Origin of the sequence: Thermomonas sp. (assembly GCF_019104945.1) — a bacterium.
Taxonomy (GTDB): Bacteria; Pseudomonadota; Gammaproteobacteria; order Xanthomonadales; family Xanthomonadaceae; genus Thermomonas.
Genome location: NZ_JAHRWW010000014.1, coordinates 67,691 through 84,027 on the forward strand (window position 1 = coordinate 67,691; position 16,337 = coordinate 84,027).

General features: G+C 59.7%; 18 protein-coding genes. 9 read left to right on the forward strand and 9 right to left on the reverse strand.

The features are described from left to right. Window positions 1-29: 29 nt before the first annotated feature. Entirely contained in the window at window positions 30-1,145 is a 1,116-nt protein-coding gene (locus tag KUL77_RS03885; protein ID WP_297143870.1) for an ABC transporter permease, read from the reverse strand. Window positions 1,146-1,227: 82 nt separating this feature from the next. Here KUL77_RS03885 and KUL77_RS03890 point away from each other — a divergent pair, with 82 nt between their 5' ends. Beyond that, window positions 1,228-2,460: a threonine/serine exporter family protein gene (locus KUL77_RS03890; RefSeq protein ID WP_297143872.1), complete on the forward strand. Its 1,233-nt coding sequence runs from the start codon at window positions 1,228-1,230 to the stop codon at window positions 2,458-2,460. Window positions 2,461-2,519: 59 nt separating this feature from the next. On the opposite strand, the gene KUL77_RS03895 is transcribed toward KUL77_RS03890, so the two are convergent. The 4 genes from KUL77_RS03895 to KUL77_RS03910 form a co-directional block, all read right to left on the reverse strand. Further along, complete coding sequence (locus KUL77_RS03895; protein WP_297143874.1) at window positions 2,520-2,894, reverse strand: H-NS histone family protein; 375 nt, start codon at window positions 2,892-2,894, stop codon at window positions 2,520-2,522. A gap of 100 nt (window positions 2,895-2,994) precedes the next feature. Then, window positions 2,995-4,704, reverse strand: a complete 1,710-nt coding sequence (locus KUL77_RS03900) for a proline--tRNA ligase (RefSeq protein WP_297143876.1) — start codon at window positions 4,702-4,704, stop codon at window positions 2,995-2,997. 56 nt (window positions 4,705-4,760) lie between these two features. Beyond that, window positions 4,761-5,030 (reverse strand): DUF4124 domain-containing protein, encoded by a 270-nt coding sequence (locus tag KUL77_RS03905; protein WP_297143878.1) that lies wholly within the window; start codon window positions 5,028-5,030, stop codon window positions 4,761-4,763. Continuing rightward, on the reverse strand, window positions 5,031-5,435 hold the full coding sequence (locus KUL77_RS03910; protein WP_297143881.1) for a DUF4124 domain-containing protein: 405 nt from the start codon (window positions 5,433-5,435) through the stop codon (window positions 5,031-5,033). A gap of 75 nt (window positions 5,436-5,510) precedes the next feature. Here KUL77_RS03910 and pssA point away from each other — a divergent pair, with 75 nt between their 5' ends. The 6 genes from pssA to bfr all read left to right on the forward strand — a co-directional run bounded on the left by pssA (window position 5,511) and on the right by bfr (window position 8,276). Next, window positions 5,511-6,290 (forward strand): CDP-diacylglycerol--serine O-phosphatidyltransferase, encoded by a 780-nt coding sequence (gene pssA / locus KUL77_RS03915; protein WP_297143883.1) that lies wholly within the window; start codon window positions 5,511-5,513, stop codon window positions 6,288-6,290. After that, window positions 6,287-6,574, forward strand: a complete 288-nt coding sequence (locus tag KUL77_RS03920) for a hypothetical protein (RefSeq protein ID WP_297143885.1) — start codon at window positions 6,287-6,289, stop codon at window positions 6,572-6,574. Before pssA ends, KUL77_RS03920 begins: the two co-directional genes overlap by 4 nt. Then, entirely contained in the window at window positions 6,571-7,053 is a 483-nt protein-coding gene (gene rimI / locus KUL77_RS03925) for a ribosomal protein S18-alanine N-acetyltransferase (RefSeq protein ID WP_297143887.1), read from the forward strand. Before KUL77_RS03920 ends, rimI begins: the two co-directional genes overlap by 4 nt. Window positions 7,054-7,088: 35 nt before the next feature. Further along, window positions 7,089-7,442 carry a 6-carboxytetrahydropterin synthase QueD gene (gene queD / locus KUL77_RS03930; RefSeq protein ID WP_297143888.1) on the forward strand — a complete coding sequence of 118 codons (354 nt, stop codon included), beginning with the start codon at window positions 7,089-7,091 and terminating at the stop codon, window positions 7,440-7,442. An 80-nt stretch (window positions 7,443-7,522) separates the two neighbouring features. Further along, window positions 7,523-7,726, forward strand: a complete 204-nt coding sequence (locus KUL77_RS03935; protein WP_297143890.1) for a (2Fe-2S)-binding protein — start codon at window positions 7,523-7,525, stop codon at window positions 7,724-7,726. A 76-nt stretch (window positions 7,727-7,802) separates the two neighbouring features. Continuing rightward, the gene (gene bfr / locus KUL77_RS03940) at window positions 7,803-8,276 is read left to right on the forward strand and encodes a bacterioferritin (protein ID WP_297143891.1); all 474 of its coding nucleotides are present in this window, start codon (window positions 7,803-7,805) and stop codon (window positions 8,274-8,276) included. Window positions 8,277-8,283: 7 nt separating this feature from the next. Here bfr and KUL77_RS03945 read toward each other — a convergent pair whose 3' ends face one another. Both KUL77_RS03945 and KUL77_RS03950 read right to left on the reverse strand, forming a co-directional pair. Further along, window positions 8,284-10,551 (reverse strand): ATP-binding protein, encoded by a 2,268-nt coding sequence (locus KUL77_RS03945; protein ID WP_297143893.1) that lies wholly within the window; start codon window positions 10,549-10,551, stop codon window positions 8,284-8,286. Then, window positions 10,548-12,248, reverse strand: a complete 1,701-nt coding sequence (locus KUL77_RS03950; protein ID WP_297143895.1) for an EAL domain-containing response regulator — start codon at window positions 12,246-12,248, stop codon at window positions 10,548-10,550. The genes KUL77_RS03945 and KUL77_RS03950 overlap by 4 nt, the downstream gene beginning before the upstream one ends. A 258-nt stretch (window positions 12,249-12,506) precedes the next feature. Here KUL77_RS03950 and erpA point away from each other — a divergent pair, with 258 nt between their 5' ends. Beyond that, entirely contained in the window at window positions 12,507-12,872 is a 366-nt protein-coding gene (gene erpA, locus KUL77_RS03955) for an iron-sulfur cluster insertion protein ErpA (protein WP_297143897.1), read from the forward strand. A gap of 2 nt (window positions 12,873-12,874) precedes the next feature. Then, window positions 12,875-13,792, forward strand: a complete 918-nt coding sequence (nudC, locus tag KUL77_RS03960) for an NAD(+) diphosphatase (RefSeq protein WP_297143899.1) — start codon at window positions 12,875-12,877, stop codon at window positions 13,790-13,792. On the opposite strand, the gene KUL77_RS03965 is transcribed toward nudC, so the two are convergent. Together KUL77_RS03965 and pnuC are read right to left on the reverse strand one after the other, a co-directional pair. Next, the gene (locus KUL77_RS03965; protein ID WP_297143901.1) at window positions 13,789-15,693 is read right to left on the reverse strand and encodes an MFS transporter; all 1,905 of its coding nucleotides are present in this window, start codon (window positions 15,691-15,693) and stop codon (window positions 13,789-13,791) included. The genes nudC and KUL77_RS03965 overlap by 4 nt on opposite strands. 47 nt (window positions 15,694-15,740) lie before the next feature. Next, window positions 15,741-16,334 carry a nicotinamide riboside transporter PnuC gene (gene pnuC, locus KUL77_RS03970; RefSeq protein WP_297143903.1) on the reverse strand — a complete coding sequence of 198 codons (594 nt, stop codon included), beginning with the start codon at window positions 16,332-16,334 and terminating at the stop codon, window positions 15,741-15,743. Window positions 16,335-16,337: the final 3 nt, after the last annotated feature.

The following is a 16,337-nucleotide window of genomic DNA, read 5'->3' on the forward strand; positions in this document are numbered from 1 at the left end:
GAGGGTGCGAAATGCCGTTGCGCCCATGGCTAGTAATCCATCTGCATAAACCACAGGGCGGCGAACGCGTCGATCACGATCACCATGGAGATGGCTTGCACGACGCTTGAGGTGGTGCGTTCGCCCAGTGATTGCGCCGTACCTTTCACCTGCAGGCCTTCCAAGCAACCGATCAGCCCGATGACCATGGCGAAGACAGGGGCCTTCACCATGCCAACGACGAAGTGGCGCACGTTCATCATCTCGTGCATGCGCGCAAAATAGGCCGCCGCTGGGATGTCTAAATTGAACGCGCCCACGGCCATGCCGCCCAGCAGACCTGCCATCATGGCGATAAAGGTAAGCAGCGGCAGCACGACCAACAGGGCGAGGATACGCGGCAAGACCAGCAAATCGACGGGGTCAAGACCCAGTACGCGAATGGCATCCACTTCTTCGCGGTTCACCATCATGCCGATCTGCGCAGTAAAGGCGCTGGCGGTGCGCCCGGCCAGCAAGATGGCGGTGAGTAAGACGCCAAATTCGCGCAGAAAGGCGGCGCTGACCAGTTCCACCACAAAGATCGTTGCGCCGAAGTCGGCCAGCACCATCGCACCTAAAAAGGCGATCACCGCGCCCACCATGAAGGACAGCAGCGCCACCAAAGGCACGGCATCCAGCCCAATTTGTTCCATATGGTGGACGGTGGCCGTCATGCGTAAACGGCTAGGCTCGCGCCCAAGCCGCACGAGCTTGCTGAGCACTTCACCCATAAAGCTCAGTAACGCCATGGATTCGTGCGCGGCATCGCTGATGGCAAAACCAAGACGGCCTAGCGCCTCGCTCACGCCATAGCTGCGCGGCGGCGCAGGGCGATCGTCGTGGACGTTTTCGATCGCGTTGGCTAAAGCCTGCTGGTCTTCGCGAAACAGCAGAGCGTTGAAGGCCAGCCCGCGGCGTTCGGCGAGCCGCAGCAGTTGCAGTACACCAAGTGTGTCAATGCGCTCGCAGGCGCGCGCGTCGATCGCAGCGATATCAGGCGGCGCCTTTGCGAGCGACGCACTGATGGCGGCCGCATAGCGCAGCGTCCAGCGGCCTTGCAGCAGCAAGGTGCGGTTTTCTCCAAGTTGCGCAACGGGCAAAGCGCTGCTGTCGGGGGAAGCCATATGCCAAGCTTACTGAATCTTGCAGTGATATGTGAATGCGGAAGCGCTCGTGGCATTCTTATGTAAAGCCGTGTGAGATGCCATGACCGAAGCGACCTATACCGAACGCATTGCCTTTGTCGTCGATTTGGCGCGGCACCTGCATGCCTATGGCACCACCTCGCAGCGTATGGAAGCGGCAATTGAGTCGGCCGCCAAACGTCTTGGGCTGGAGTGCGAGCCGTGGTCAAACCCCACGGGCATTATCTTGGCGTTTAGCGACCCCTCGCGGGCACCGGGGGAGTCGGACACCACGCGCATCGTGCGGCCGGGGCTGGGAGATACCAACCTCAGCAAGCTATGTGAAGCCGATAAGATCGCTGAAGATGTGATCAATGGGCGGCTGGGCGTGACAGAAGGGCGCGCCGCACTGCGCGCGTTGGATCGCCCCTCCGGTCGGCGCGCGCGCTGGATGTTGGCATTGGGCTTTGCACTGGCCTCCGGGGCTGTGGCGGGGCTGTTGCGCCTGCCGTGGCTGGATATTGCCACCGCAGGGCTAGTGGGCTTCCTGATTGGCGGTTTGGCGCTGGCGGCGCAGTCGCGGCCACGTTTGCACGAAAGTTTTGAGGCCCTATCTGGGTTGATCGCCGGTGGAATGGCGATTTTGGTGAGCATTGTGATTGGCCCGCTGAATCTCAATACCGTGATTATTGCCTCGTTGATCGTGCTGCTGCCGGGGATGACGTTAGCGCTTTCAACCAATGAACTCACCAGCCGGCATTTAGTCTCCGGCACCGCGCGCTTTGCCGGTGCGCTGATGACCATCGTCAGTTTGACTATTGGTACCGCTATTGCCTTAGGCGCAGCGCACTTGATCGGTATTGACCCGCAAGTGCGCGCGCTGCGCCCGCAGCCAGAATGGGTGGTGTGGAGCGCTTTGGCGTTGGCGTCCTATGCGTTTGCGGTGTTATTTCAAGCGCAGAAGCGTGATTACCCGCTGGTGATGATGGCGGTGATCGGCGGCTATATCATTTCTCGCTTCGGTGGCGAATGGTTGGGGCCACAGGCGGGCGTCTTTCTCGCCGCACTGGCCGCCACCGCAGCAGGTAATGCTTATGCGCGCTGGTTTAATCGCCCCGGCGCGCTCATTCGCCTGCCCGGCATCATTATCTTGGTGCCCGGAAGTATCTCTTTGCGGGGGGTGATCTCGCTGGTGCAGTCGCAAGACATTGGCGCGGGTGAAGCCGCTGCAATGGCCGCGCTGAATACCCTAATGGCCCTTCTGGCGGGGCTGGTGTTTGGTAATTTGCTGGTTACGGCAAGGCGGAGTTTGTAGCCGATAAACAAAACGCCGGGAATATCCGGCGTTTTGGGGTGCATAAATTAACTGTGCACTTACTTAATCAAAAACTCTTCCAGTGCGCGTCCCTTGGCCGTTTCAGCAGCCAGCCAGCGCGGTTGACGGCCGCGGCCGCTCCATTCTTCGCTGGGGTTGGCAGGGTTGCGGTACTTCGCTGCAACTTTGCCTAAGACGCGGCCTTTGAGGGATTTGCGTCCCTTTTTGGCTTTCGGTAGTGCTGGGGCAACAGCACCGCCGGTTTTGCCGAACAGTTCTTCAAACGTCCAGCCAGAGGCTTTCAGCGCTTTGGCAACGGCGGCCTTGGCCTGAGATGCGGGTTTGCGCTTGGACAGCACCTTGCGGCGGCTGTTGGCGCGCTTGATCAGGGCCGCTAGCTCTTGCGGATTTAGGTTATCGATATTGAGGCTCATAATTTTAATTCTCGCCAGTGAATGATTAGGGTATCCATATCCTTGGATGCCCTAATCATATTCCCATTGGAATTAAAAATTCAATTCCAAGCTTAATTGATTAAAGGCCGAGTTTTGAAAGTAACGCGCTGTGGTCAAGGTTTTCCGCTTCGGCAGCGCTGCGGGCGCGGTATTCAAACGTACCTGCTTCTAGGCCGCGCCCAGACACGACGACGCGGTGCGGAATGCCGATCAGTTCCATATCGGCAAACATAGCGCCAGGGCGCAGGCCACGGTCATCAAGCACGGTATCAATACCGGCAGCATTTAATTCATCATGCAGTGCTTCGGCGGCCGCGCTCACCGTAGGGTCGTTTTTGGGGTTGATCACGCACACCGCGACTTTCCACGGCGCCATCGCATCAGGCCAAAGAATCCCGGCGTCATCGTGATTTTGTTCAATAGCGGCCGCCACAATGCGCGAAACGCCAATGCCGTAGCAGCCCATTGCGGGGTTTACGGCTTTGCCATTGGCATCGAGTACGGCGCATTTCATTGCTTCCGAGTATTTGCGCCCCAGTGCGAAGACGTGGCCCACTTCAATGCCGCGGCATAGCCCCAAGGTGCCCTGGCCATCGGGAGAGGGATCACCTTCCACCACATTGCGAATATCGGCCACTTCCGGCTCCGGCAAGTCGCGGCTCCAGTTAACCCCTGCAGTATGGAAGCCAGGTTTATTGGCGCCCACTACAAAATCGGCCATCACCGCCACGCTGCGATCCGCAATCACGCGGATCGGCTGCAGGCTGCGCAATGGGCCTAGGAAGCCAGGTTCGCTGCCGAGTGCAGCGCTGATTTCGGCTTCAGTCGCAAGGCGGTAATCGGCCAATCCGGCGAGTTTGGAAAGTTTAATTTCGTTGACCATATGGTCGCCGCGCACCAGCGCCAAAGTAAACTGCGCTGCGCCTTCGCTATCGTTACCGATAATGGCAACCGATTTAACCGTGTGGGTGAGCGGAATATTGAGCAGCGCGGCCACCTCTTCGCAGGTTTTTTGCGTAGGTGTGGCGACATCGCGCAGCGCTTCTTGTGCTGCGGGACGCTCGGCGTGCGCAACGGCCTCGGCCAGTTCCACGTTCGCGGCGTAGTCAGAATGATTCGAATACGCGATGGAATCTTCGCCAGAATCGGCGAGTACATGGAATTCGTGCGATGCGCTGCCGCCAATGGCGCCAGTATCAGCGGCCACGGCGCGAAACTTCAGCCCGAGGCGGGTAAAGATGCGCGAATAAGTGGCGTACATATTGCGATATTCATCGTGCAGCGAGGCCTCGTCGATATGGAACGAGTAGGCATCTTTCATGATGAATTCGCGCGCGCGCATCACTCCGAAGCGGGGGCGAATTTCATCGCGAAACTTGCTGGTGATTTGATAGAAATTTAGCGGTAGCTGCTTATAGCTGGCGATTTCTTGGCGGAAGAAATCGGTCACTGCTTCTTCCGCGGTGGGCGTGAAGCAATAGTCCTGATCTTTACGGTCGCGGATTTTCAGCAGCTGCGGGCCGAACTTGCCCCAGCGCCCGGTTTCTTCCCAAAGCTCTTTGGGTTGAATGGAGGGCATCGCCATTTCAATCGCGCCAGCGCGGTTCATTTCTTCGCGCACCACGGCTTCGACCTTGCGCAATACGCGCAGCCCTAGCGGCGACCACGTGTAAAGGCCCGCGGCGAGTTTGCGGATCATGCCCGCTTTGAGCATCAGCTTATGGCTGACGATCTCGGCGTCGGACGGGGTTTCTTTTTCAGTGCGGAGATGAAATTGCGACAGGCGCATGGCAGTTTGAGGTGACGAAAACGCCCATTCTGCCACGCCCCGCGCAGGGCGCGCGCTTATTGGCGCTCGCCGTGCACTTCAATTCCCTCTTTGGGGGTTTTACTTACGCGCTCGTAACGCTGGTCTTTGGGCGGCTCTTGGCTGATGTGCAAGGTGCCGTTGGCGTCGTGCCAGCGGTACAGCGCATTGGCGCGTTCGGCTTGGATAGCGGCCGCTTGTGTCGCTGCCTGCCGCGCCTGTTCGCGGCGCGGCATTTCAATGGTGAGCCACCACCATGCAGCGGCGGCGAGGCCCACGGCGAGGATCAGCATGCCGAGAATGCGCATTTACTTGCTCGGCACGCAGTAGGCCTTCACAGCGGCTTGATTGAGATCGAGCTGGGCTTTGCGCTCGTCCGCGCTCATATTGCGGTCGGCCTTGCCGTCGCCGTTAGTGTCCACGCCCACTGAGTCGCTGCTCTGCAGACGAAGTAAGTTTGCGCGGGCGTTGCGGCACTGCTCGCTTTCCGCTGCGGGCTTAGCCGGACCGGTTTCTGCGGGCGAGCCGGTTTTGGTGTCGATGTCGCGGGTTTGAAAGTTCTGTTTGGGCTTTACGTCGGTGAAATGGGGAACGCCGTTGGCGTCTTTCCACTGATAGACGCGCTGCTGCTGGCTATTTTGTGCCGCAGGCGCCGCGCTGGCGATAGCCGTCACCAGCAGGAGGGGGGTGAGAAAAGCGACAAAAAGGCGCATGGTGATGGCTCCGGTAAAAGTATGCTGATTGCAACACTGCGCCGCCGCCGCTGCAACCCCGTACACTATGGAACTATGGACGACAATCTCCCTATCGAATCCCGGCCGCGCGCGCGCGGCATCTATTTGCTTCCCAATCTATTCACCACGGGCGGCCTGTTTGGTGGTTTCTTCGCCATTATCGCGGCGTCGCAAGGGCGTATTGAGGCGGCCTGCGTGGCGATTTTTGTGGCCGCAATTCTCGACGGGCTGGACGGCCGCGTAGCGCGGTTGACCAATACCCAGAGTGAATTCGGCGTGCAATACGACTCACTCGCCGATTTGGTGAGCTTTGGCATGGCCCCGGCCATGCTGATGTACCACTGGGCGCTGCTTTCTCTGCGCCTTGATGGGGTGACCCAAGGCAAGATTGGCTGGCTCGGCGCTTTCCTCTACGCGGCTTGCGCGGCGCTGCGCTTGGCGCGGTTTAACAGCCAAGTCGCGGTGGTGGATAAGCGCTGGTTTATTGGCCTTGCAAGCCCTGCGGCGGCCGGCTTGGTGGCCAGTGCGGTGTGGGTCAGCCATGAGTTTGGCTGGACGGGCGAAGAACTGCGTTACCCGGCACTGGCGCTAACGGTGATTGCCGGCCTGCTGATGGTGAGCCGGATTCGCTATAACAGCTTTAAGGGCAGTGGCCACGGGCCGAAATCGGATCGCGTGCCGTTTTTCGCATTGCTGATTCCGCTGGCGGTGCTGATTGCGCTGTGGATTGCGCCCGCCATTACCCTGCTGACCGCAACGGCGCTGTACGCGCTGTCTGGGCCGGTGCTGTGGTTCAAACGGCGACACCTGCCGGGAGCTGACCCTGCGCCATGAGCTGGGACCCGTTTCAGCGCGCTGTACTGGCTGAGCTGGATGTTGCGCTGTATCGCGTGGCGGGCGCGCCCGTCGCGGCGCATGCAGACGCAGCTGCTAAGCCTATTCCGGCTGCGGGTGATAGCGGGATGTTGATGGTGCTGGCGCGAGTGCTGCAGCTGCCTGTTGAAGCCCTGCAGCCGTATCCTGACGTGGTGGCCGCAAGTGCAGGCCTGCGTGGGAGTGCCGCGGCCAAACGCGCGCTGTGGCCGCGCCTGCGGGCGCTAAGACGCGCATTGCGATGAGTACCGGGGTGCAGGCGTACGGGGCCTCGGCGCGCCCCGATCTGCGGCCGATGCGCGAAACCGATTTAGATGCGGTGATGGCAGTGGAAGTGCGCGCCTATCCATTTCCGTGGACGCGCGGCATTTTTCGCGACTGTCTCGACGCGGGTTATGCCATGTGGCTACAAGAGCGGCAGGGCGATCTGGTGGGCTACGGCGTGCTGAGCATCGCGGCAGATGAGGCGCATATCCTGAATCTCTGCACCGCGCCGGGGAATGAAGGGCAGGGCTTGGGACAGCGGATGCTGCAGTCGTTGCTCAAAATTGCGCGTGGGCACGGTGCACAGCGCGTGTTTTTGGAAGTACGCCCGTCCAACACGCGCGCGATTACACTGTACGAGCGCAGTGGATTTAACGAAATTGGCCGCCGCCCGCGCTACTACCCGGCACAAAATGGGCGCGAAGATGCCATTGTCATGGCGATGGAATTGCTCGATTGACGAATTGTTCGGCCTGCGGCGCTTAGAATGCGCGCATGGATATCTTCAAAATTTTTACCGTCGAAGCCGCCCACCGCCTACCGAACGTGCCGGAAGGGCATAAGTGTGCGCGTTTGCACGGGCATTCGTTCCGCATCGAGTTGCACGTCAGCGGCGAGCCCGACCCACATACCGGCTGGGTGATGGACTTTGCCGAGCTCAAAGCGGCCTTTCAGCCCGTGTATGACCGCTTGGATCACCATTATCTGAATGAGATCGAAGGGCTGGAGAACCCCACCAGTGAGCGTCTGGCGCAGTGGCTTTGGACGCAGGTGAAGCCGCTGGTGCCGTTGCTTTCTGAAGTTGTGGTGCACGAGACCTGCACCTCGGGCTGCCGATACCGTGGCTGAATAACAATCACCCGCCATTGACAACGATTCTCGATTGCGATTGAATCGCACTCGTGTTCGATTGAAAGTGGGTGTTGTCCATGTACGTGTGCATTTGCAACGGGGTCACGGATCGCCAAATTCTGGAAGTGGCCGAAGCCGGTTGCGATAGCGTTGCTGAAATGACCATGCGCACCGGCGCGGGTTCCAGCTGCGGCTCGTGCTTAGGCTTGGTGGCAGAGATGATCGAAGAAGTGCGCGCACGCCGTGCGCTACCGATCCCCGTGTTGGCGGAAGCCGCTTAAAGCGGGTGATTCCCGTTTTCCCCTAGCCAAGTCGGTTAGCGGTAGAGTGGGGCGTTTTCATAAAGGACGCTTCACGATGAAAGGCGACGCCAAGGTTATTGGATATCTCAATAAGGCGCTCTACAACGAGCTAACCGCCATCAATCAGTATTTCTTGCACGCCAAGATGCTGAAAAACTGGGGGCTGCTGGCGCTGGCCGCGCATGAGCATCACGAATCCATTGATGAAATGAAGCACGCCGACATGCTGGCCGAGCGTATTTTGTTTTTGGACGGGCTACCGAATTTTCAGGCGCTGGGTAAGCTCAAAATTGGTGAAACCCCGGCGGAGATTTTGCGCTGTGACCTAGCCCTTGAGATGGAAGCCGTGCCGCTGCTGCGCGAGGCAATTGCCTATTGTGAATCGATTGCGGATTTCGGCAGCCGCAAGATTTTTGCCGATATCTTGGACTCTGAAGAAGAGCATATCGACTGGCTGGAAACGCAGATTTCGCTGGTGGATCGACTGGGTGAACAAAACTATCTCGCCCAGCAGATGGAAAACAGCTAAGCAAGCATCAATGACCCGCGCTGCTCGCCAAGATGGCCTGCAGCGCGGCGCGTGTCTTGGAGAACTCGCCCACGATCTTGGCCACCGCGCTGGCAGGCTGGGTTAGGGTGCCGTCGCGTGCGGCGTGCTCCAGTTCGCGCGCGGCAACAGACAGCGGCATTGCGCCCACGTTGGCACTGGATGACTTCAGCGAGTGCGCGGCAACGCGTAGAGCAATGGGGTCATTGGCCACAGCCGCGCGCTCCAGCTGCGCTACAAGGCGCGGAGCGTCTTCCAAATACACGCGGATGATATGGTCCACTTCCGAGCCGAGCAGGTCGCGCAGCTCGCCTAAGATCGCCTTATCCAGTACGGCATCTGCGGGCGCTTCTGGGGCGGCTGGCGCAGCAGCTACGGCTGGCGCGGCAGACGGGAGTGGCATGGCGGCGTTCTTCCAGCGCTGGATGCATTGCTCCAGTTCGCTGCGGCTCACTGGTTTTGCCAAATAGTCATCCATTCCCGCGTCGAGACATTTGCGGCGGTCGCCGGCCATCGCATTGGCGGTCATCGCCACAATCGGCAGGCGGCGACTGACGTTGCGCTCTTGCTCCACCTCGCGCCAGCGGCGGGTGGCGCTGTAGCCGTCAAGTACCGGCATTTGGCAGTCCATCAGCACAAGGTCATAACTGCCGACGTCCATTTTCTCCAGTGCCACTTGCCCGTTGCCGGCGGTTTCGCACTCGGCACCCAAGACCTGCAGCAGGCGCTGGGCCACCATGAGGTTTACCGGGTTGTCTTCCACCAGCAAAATGCGCGGCACGCGCGTGCTGTCTTCGGCTTGGGCGTGCAGTGGCGGCTGCGGGTGCAGCTCTTGCTGCGACCACGAAACGCCAGAGGCCGACAATGTGGCGCGTAGGTCAGAGTCGCTGACGTTGCGCGGAATGATGGTGGAGGCCATCGGCAGTTCGAGCGAGGTGATTTCATCGCTGCGCAAATAGACCAGGCGCACTTCGCCATACTGCTGGTGGCGCTCCATATTGCGTGCCAGCGAAAGCGCGGTGCTGCGAATGCTGGAAAGATCAGCTAGCACCACCGAGAACGTCCACGGCTCGCCCTGTGCGTGCGCTTGGCGCAACCGCTCCAGCGCGTCGTGGGTGTTTTCCACAGCGGTGATACGCAGCCCCCAGTTGGGCAGCAGCATGGTCAGGCGCATGCGCAGGCGCGCATCGGTGGTGATCAGAAGGACGCGGCCACCGTGTAGGTCTTCCTGATGGCTGGGCATATCGCCCTGCGCTTTGAGCAGGGGGACTTCAAACCAGAAGGTCGAGCCGCTGCCGGGGTTGGAGTCCACGCCGATGTGGCCGCCCATCAACTCAACGATACGCTGCGAAATGACCAGGCCAAGGCCGGTGCCGCCGTAGATGCGGGTGGTGGAGGTGTCGGCTTGGCTGAAGGGCTGGAAGAGCTTTTCCCGCTTTTCGTGGGAGATGCCGATGCCGGTGTCTTGTACTTCAAGCCGCAGTTGGTGCTGCGAAGCGGTTTCGCCGGTTTTACGCACGGTAATGGTGACACTGCCGCGCTCGGTAAATTTGATCGCATTGCTGAGCAGGTTGCTCAAAATCTGCCGCAGGCGCACCGGATCGCCGCGTACCGGCAGGCGTACCGAAGGGTCGATATACAGCAGCAGGTGCAGCCCCTTAGCCTGTGCGGGGCGCTCCATCAGGGTGATGACGCTTTGCAGCAGTTCGCGCAAGTTGAAACCGGTGGTTTCAAGTTCGAGTTTGTCGGCTTCGAGCTTGGAGTAGTCGAGGATGTCATCCACGATACGCAGTAGCTGCTGCGCAGAGGCGGTGGCGGTCTTCAAAATTTCCTGCTGATCAACGCCCAGCCGGGTCGAGGCGAGCAGGTCGAGCATGGGGATGATACCGTTCAGCGGGGTGCGGATTTCATGGCTCATCGTGGCCAAAAATTCGCCTTTGGCCATCACGGCCGATTCGGCCGCCTGTTTGGCGCGGGTGAGTTCGCCTTCCATTTGCGAATGGTGGGTGAGCTCTTGCTTGAGTTCGTTGGCTTTGCGTTCTGAAAGCTGCAGTTGGTCGCGCTTTTCGGCCAGTAGCTGCTCTTGCCGCCGCATTGTGGTTAGATGGAAAACGCTGGCAGCAAGGGTAACAACGATAAGAATTGCGGCGATAAGAAACCACGGGCCGGAAATGCCGAGCTCCCCAGCGGCAAGTGCCAGAAGCGCTGCGGTTGCGGCGCCGGGAGCCAGCCAGGAGGGGAGGGGCGATTTATTCACAAAGTAGCACTCTGGAAGTCGAAGTCGAGGGCTTGGTCTGGCCGCTGGACGAGGTTGCCTTGGATAAAGTCGATGCCGCCTACCCATAGCGCAGCGGCGGCCTGTGGGTCTTCTACGGCTTGGCCGATCACCTGCAAGGCGAGGCGGTGGGCGCGCTCGATGGCTACCTTCATTTCATCGTGCAGCTCCGGCGGCAGCGGCTGCTGGGCGAAGTCGGCAGACAGGCGCAGATAGCCCAGCGGCAGCTCTTGCAACAGTTGGTTGGAGTCTTCGTTGCTACGGTATTGGCTGAGGCAGAACTGCACGCCTGCGGGCACCATTTGTTCGCAGAATTGCTGCAGCGACACCACGTGCACGATGGCGTCGTTCAAACGCAGGTCGATGATGAGCGAGGGGCCTTCGACGTTGTAGCGCGCAAGCGCTTCTTGCAGCCAGCCCGCGTAGCTGTCTTGGCCTAGGGTTTGCGGTGCTTGCGACACCAATAGGCGCATCGGGCGGCTTTCCGAACGGCGCTTTTGCAGTAGCTCCAGCGAGCGCTCCATCACCCAGCGATCCAGCTGCGGCATCAGGCCCGCGGTTTGCGCCACAGCGAGAAATTCACCCGCACGGCGCACCGTGCCATCGGGGCCGAGCATGCGCACCAGCACTTGGAACTGGGCGTCTTCGCCTCCAGCCACGGCGACAATGGGCTGGAATGCAAGATACAGACCTTCACCGCCGTTGAGTGCGGCGCGCAGCTCGTCGGCAAGGCCACTGGTTTCCACCTTTTCAGGTGGAACGTAGGCGGCAATGCCAATCGGAGAACCGTGCGCTTCACGCGAGGCTTCTTCAGCGGCCGCAAGCGCGGCGCCCGCGTCTTGGAAGTCGTGGTTCAGCTGGGTGTAACCAACGGTGCAGCGCAGACGCAGAGTTTCTTCTTCAATTTTGAAGTCTTGATAGCCCACGCCATCACGCAGACTGCGCGCATAGGCGTCGAGTTCGCCTTGCGCTTTGCCATTCACCAGCACCAAGAACGCCGTGTCACTGAGGCGGGCGGTGGGGTTGTCGCCTGCAAGGTTACCGAGGAAGCGGCCTGCGTCGTTGATGAGGCTTTCAAATGCGGCGTAACCGTAGCGATTGCGCAGCGCGGTTGGGTTGCCCATCTCCAGCATCAGTGCGCCGCCAACGGTGTTGCTGGCCAAACGTGTGCCAAGTTCGCGCAGCAAGGCGGGGCGGGTGAATAGCCCTGTCACTGGGTGGCGATCGGGGTCGGCCACGGTTTGCCGTGAGCTGTTTTGCGCACGCGCGCGGCGGATGCGGTTTTGTACCGCGGCGATCAAATGGCGCGGGCGTACCGGTTTTAGGATGTAGTCGTCACCGCCGTGCTCAAGCGCTTCTAGCTCGCGTTCGGGGTCGTGATCGCCGGTGAGAAACACCACCGGGGTGTATTCGAAGCGTGGGTGCTGGCGGATATGAGTGGTGAGGGTCGTGCCGCTGATGCCCGGCATATGCAGATCCATCAGCACGAGGTCTGGCTCAAACCGCTCCATGGTTTCCAGCATGCGCTCGGGAATGGCGACTACTTCAGCCTGAATACCCGCACCGCGCAAAATGGCCTCGGCGAAGACCGCTTGGCTGCGGTCATCTTCGACGATCAGGACGCGAAATGGCGCTGAATTTTGCGAGTTTTCGCCTGTTTGAGTTTGTTCCGCACTCATGGCCGCCCTCCGAACCCTAAACCGCAAGCAGGGCTGACCTTGGCTGGCCGCGTGCGGGAGGTATTGATGGACAGGACGGGCTTGACGGGCATGAACTCAAAATGGGCGTGCATGTAATGAATTGTGACGTAAATCAAGAGAAAAAGCGGCCTTTTCCCAAACTATAGAGGGAATCTGGCTGAATCAGGAGTGTCTTGTTCAGTCTAGCGCGGGAAGGCAAAGGTTGAAACGTGGAGGCGGGCGCTTCATCCTTGGCGGATGGATATGGCCTTACACGACGCATTAAAAGCACTGATGCCCGTAAATCCGCTGCATTTCACTGCGGCGGCGGCGGCAAAAGTGCATGAATTGGTGAGCGAAGAGGGCGAGGAAGACCTCAAGCTTCGCGCGTATATTCATGGTGGTGGCTGCTCTGGGTTTCAGTATGGCTTCGAGTTTGACGAAGGCCGGAACGAGAATGACATCGCCATCGTGAAGGATGGCGCCACCCTGTTGGTGGATCCGCTGAGCTTGCAGTATCTGGCGGGAGCGGTGGTGGATTATGTGGAATCACTTACGGGGGCGCAGTTTGTGATCCGCAACCCCAATGCCAAAACCACCTGCGGCTGCGGGAGTAGTGGCTGACGATGCCCGGCCGTTCACCATTTGCCTTTGTTGAAGGCGCGCTCGATCGCGCCGATGCGCTGCGAGATGATCAGGCCGCACTGGCCCGGCTATGGCCACAGGCAGGGGTGATCGTTTTGAATGAGCGCGGTGAGGCGTTGACCGATGCCCATGCGGAGCTGCTGACGCCCTCTAGTGATGCGCTTCGGTGTGGGTTGGATGCGGCGACGTTTTTGGGGGTGCAAGGCGAGCGTGCGTGGTTTTTTGTTGAGGCAGCGGCTGCGGGAATGCCGGGTGCGGCGAGTATCGACTTGCGTAAAGCGGCGGCGCAGTGGCCTGCTTGGCAATCGACGCTCTTTGCACAGGCGCGCGCGCTGCAGCACTGGCACCGACGCTACCGTTTTTGTTCGGCCTGCGGCGGGCGCTTGCGCTACGAACGTGCGGGCTGGTTAGGGCGTTGCGAGGGCTGCCAAAGCGAACACTACCCGCGCACCGACCAAGCCATTATCGTGGCGGTGACCGATGGTGAGCGTCTGTTACTTGGGCGGCAGGCGGGCTGGGCGCCGCGCCGCTGGTCGGTGGTAGCGGGGTTTGTGGAGCCGGGAGAAACGCTCGAGCAAACCGTTGCGCGCGAGGTGATGGAAGAAACAGGGGTGCGGGTGCGGCCGCAAACGGCGCGCTATCTTGCCTCACAGCCTTGGCCATTCCCCGGTTCGCTGATGCTGGGGTTTCTTGCCCACGCCGAGCCCGATTTGCCGCAGGCCAGTGAGGAGCTCGTAGAGGCCCGCTGGTTTAATGCGGAAGAAGTGCGTGCTGGATTAGCGCGCGATTGGAGCCACGCCGATGAGGCGGGCGACGGCATTGTGTTGTCGTCGCCCATCTCGATTGCGCGCTTTGTGATGCGCTGTTGGCTTGATGCGTACGACGCGGGTGCGCTTTAGGCACACCCGCCGCGAAGATGGCGCACGCGCTGTTCGAGTAGCTCAGCGCTGGCGGTATTGCCAGCGATAGCGTCACTGGCGAGGACCTCGATCGGTGCGCGCAGGCGGCGCGGCATGCGCATACGGTGTAGGCGCGAGTCGCGCTTACTCCACATGCTGCCCCACATGTTTTGCAATGCCATTGGCACTACAGGAACTTCCTGACCACGTGCGGCGGCGCGCTGCAGTATCTTTTCCACACCCGACTTAAACGAGGCGATCTCACCGTCTTTTGTCAGTGCGCCTTCGGGGAAAATGCACACCAGCTCGCCTTCCGCCAGCGCGGCGTCCACTGCATCAAACGCGCTTTGCATCACCTGCGGATTTTCACGTGCGCCGGCGATAGGGATGGCTTTCGCAGTTTTGAAAATCCAGCGCATCACGGGGATGTTGAAGATTTTGTAATACATGACAAAGCGCGCCGGGCGCGGAATACAGGCCGACAGAATCAGTGCGTCCATGTAGCTGACGTGGTTGCACACCAAAACTGCGGCGCCCTCATCTGGAACGTGTTTTTCAATGCCATGCAGTTTGAGCCGGTACAGCGTGCGCACCAGCAGCCAGCTGAGAAAGCGCATCATGAACTCGGGGACGATAGTGAAAATCCACAGTGCAACGAGGGTATTGGCAATGGCGAGTGCTAAGAATAGTTGCGGGATCGTCCAGCCCAGATAGCGTTGTACGGCGATGCCGATGACGGCAGCAAGCACAATGAAAAATGCGTTCTGAATATTCATACCCGCAATCACGCGCGCAAGCTCTGACTTGGGCGTGCGGCTTTGAATGAGCGCAAACAGTGGGACGACAAAGAACCCAGTGAATAAGCCGACGCCTACGAGGTCTAGAATGATGCGTGCTGTTCCGGGCTGATGAAGAAATTGCGTAATACTCATGCCTTGCGCAAGCGCTTGGCCGGGACGCGCGAAATACAGATCAAGCAAGAACGCGCTAATGCCAAAGGCACCCAAGGGGACAAGGCCAATTTCCACGGTGCGGCCAGAGAGCTTTTCGCACGACATCGAACCGACGCCTGCACCAATCGAGAATAGGGCTAATGCAAAGATGTAGAGGTTTTGCGTGCCGCCAAGATTCGACTGCGCATATACCGGCAGCTGTGCGGTAAGAATGGTGCCAACAAACCAAAACCAACTAACGCCGAGCACGGCATTGCGTACAGCGAGCCGCTGCCGAGTGAGTTGCCAAATCTGCCAGCTCACGCGAACGATATTCCAATCCACTTTAAGCGTTGGATTACCCGCATCAACGGTGGGAATGCGGCGCGCCACGGTATTGCCTGCAATCGCCAGCGCAATGATGAAGATGGCCGCAACCTGTGGGCCATGCGCGCCCGCGATTTGAAAAATCAAACCGCCGCAGATCATGCCGAGCAGAATGGCAATCGATGTACCCATTTCCACCAAGCCATTGCCGCCGGTGAGCTCCTCGGGCTTGAGCACTGAGGGAAGAATGGAATACTTCACTGGGCCAAACAGTGTTGATTGCACGCCGGTGCAGAACAACGCCACCATCAGAATTGGCATGCTTTGCAGCAGAAAGCCGACGGCGGCCAGCGACATGATGGCGATTTCCATCATGGTGGTGATCACGATGAGCTTTTGCTTCTCCAAACGCTCGGCAATTTGCCCAGCACTGGCGGAAAACAAGAAGTAAGGAAGGATGAAGATAGCGGGAGCGAGATTGGAGTACAGCCCCATTTCACTCTGGCTTACCGCCATATAAGCAAGCAGGCCAATGAGGGCTTGCCGATACACATTGTCATTAAATGCCCCCAGCGCCTGCACGATGAAGTACGGCAAAAAGCGGCGCTGGGTAAGCAGGTTGAACTGGCTATGGCCGGGCATTCAAGCGATCCTTGCGGAAGAATCTGGCAAGCATAGCGAAGAACGGCTCAATAGTTACCAAAGCTCTCGGTACTCAGCCTTTGCGCGCTTTTGTAGGCCCTACGCCAGCTGCGTAGACCGGCGATGGCTATACCAACAAACACCAAATACAGCACCGCAGTGATGTGTAGGCCTTTGTAGAGATATTCCCCCACGTAGAGCACGTCCACGGCGATCCACATCCACCATGCGGCGGCGTGGCGTTTGGCCTGCCACCACTGCGCAACGAGGCTGAACGCGGCAAGGGCCGCGTCTAGCCAAGCGAGGTCGGCATCGGTTTGGTGGTGCATGAATGCCCCCAGCGCAAGTGCGCCAAGCGCGCCAATTCCGATATGTCGCCAAGCGCGTGCTACAGGAAGCGCGGCCACGCGCACATGCCCGCTGTCATCGAGGTGCTGCATCCAGCGCAGCCAGCCATAGACGATCATGATGCCGAACGCGCCCTGCAGCAGGGCGTCGGAATAGAGCTTGGCGTCGATAAAGACCCACGCATAAGCAATCACCGATACCAAGCCCAGCGGCCAGCACAGCGGGTGCCGCCGCGCGGTAAGACCGACGGCCAGCAGGCTGACAACGGCAGAGGCGAGTTCGAACAAGAGCATGGT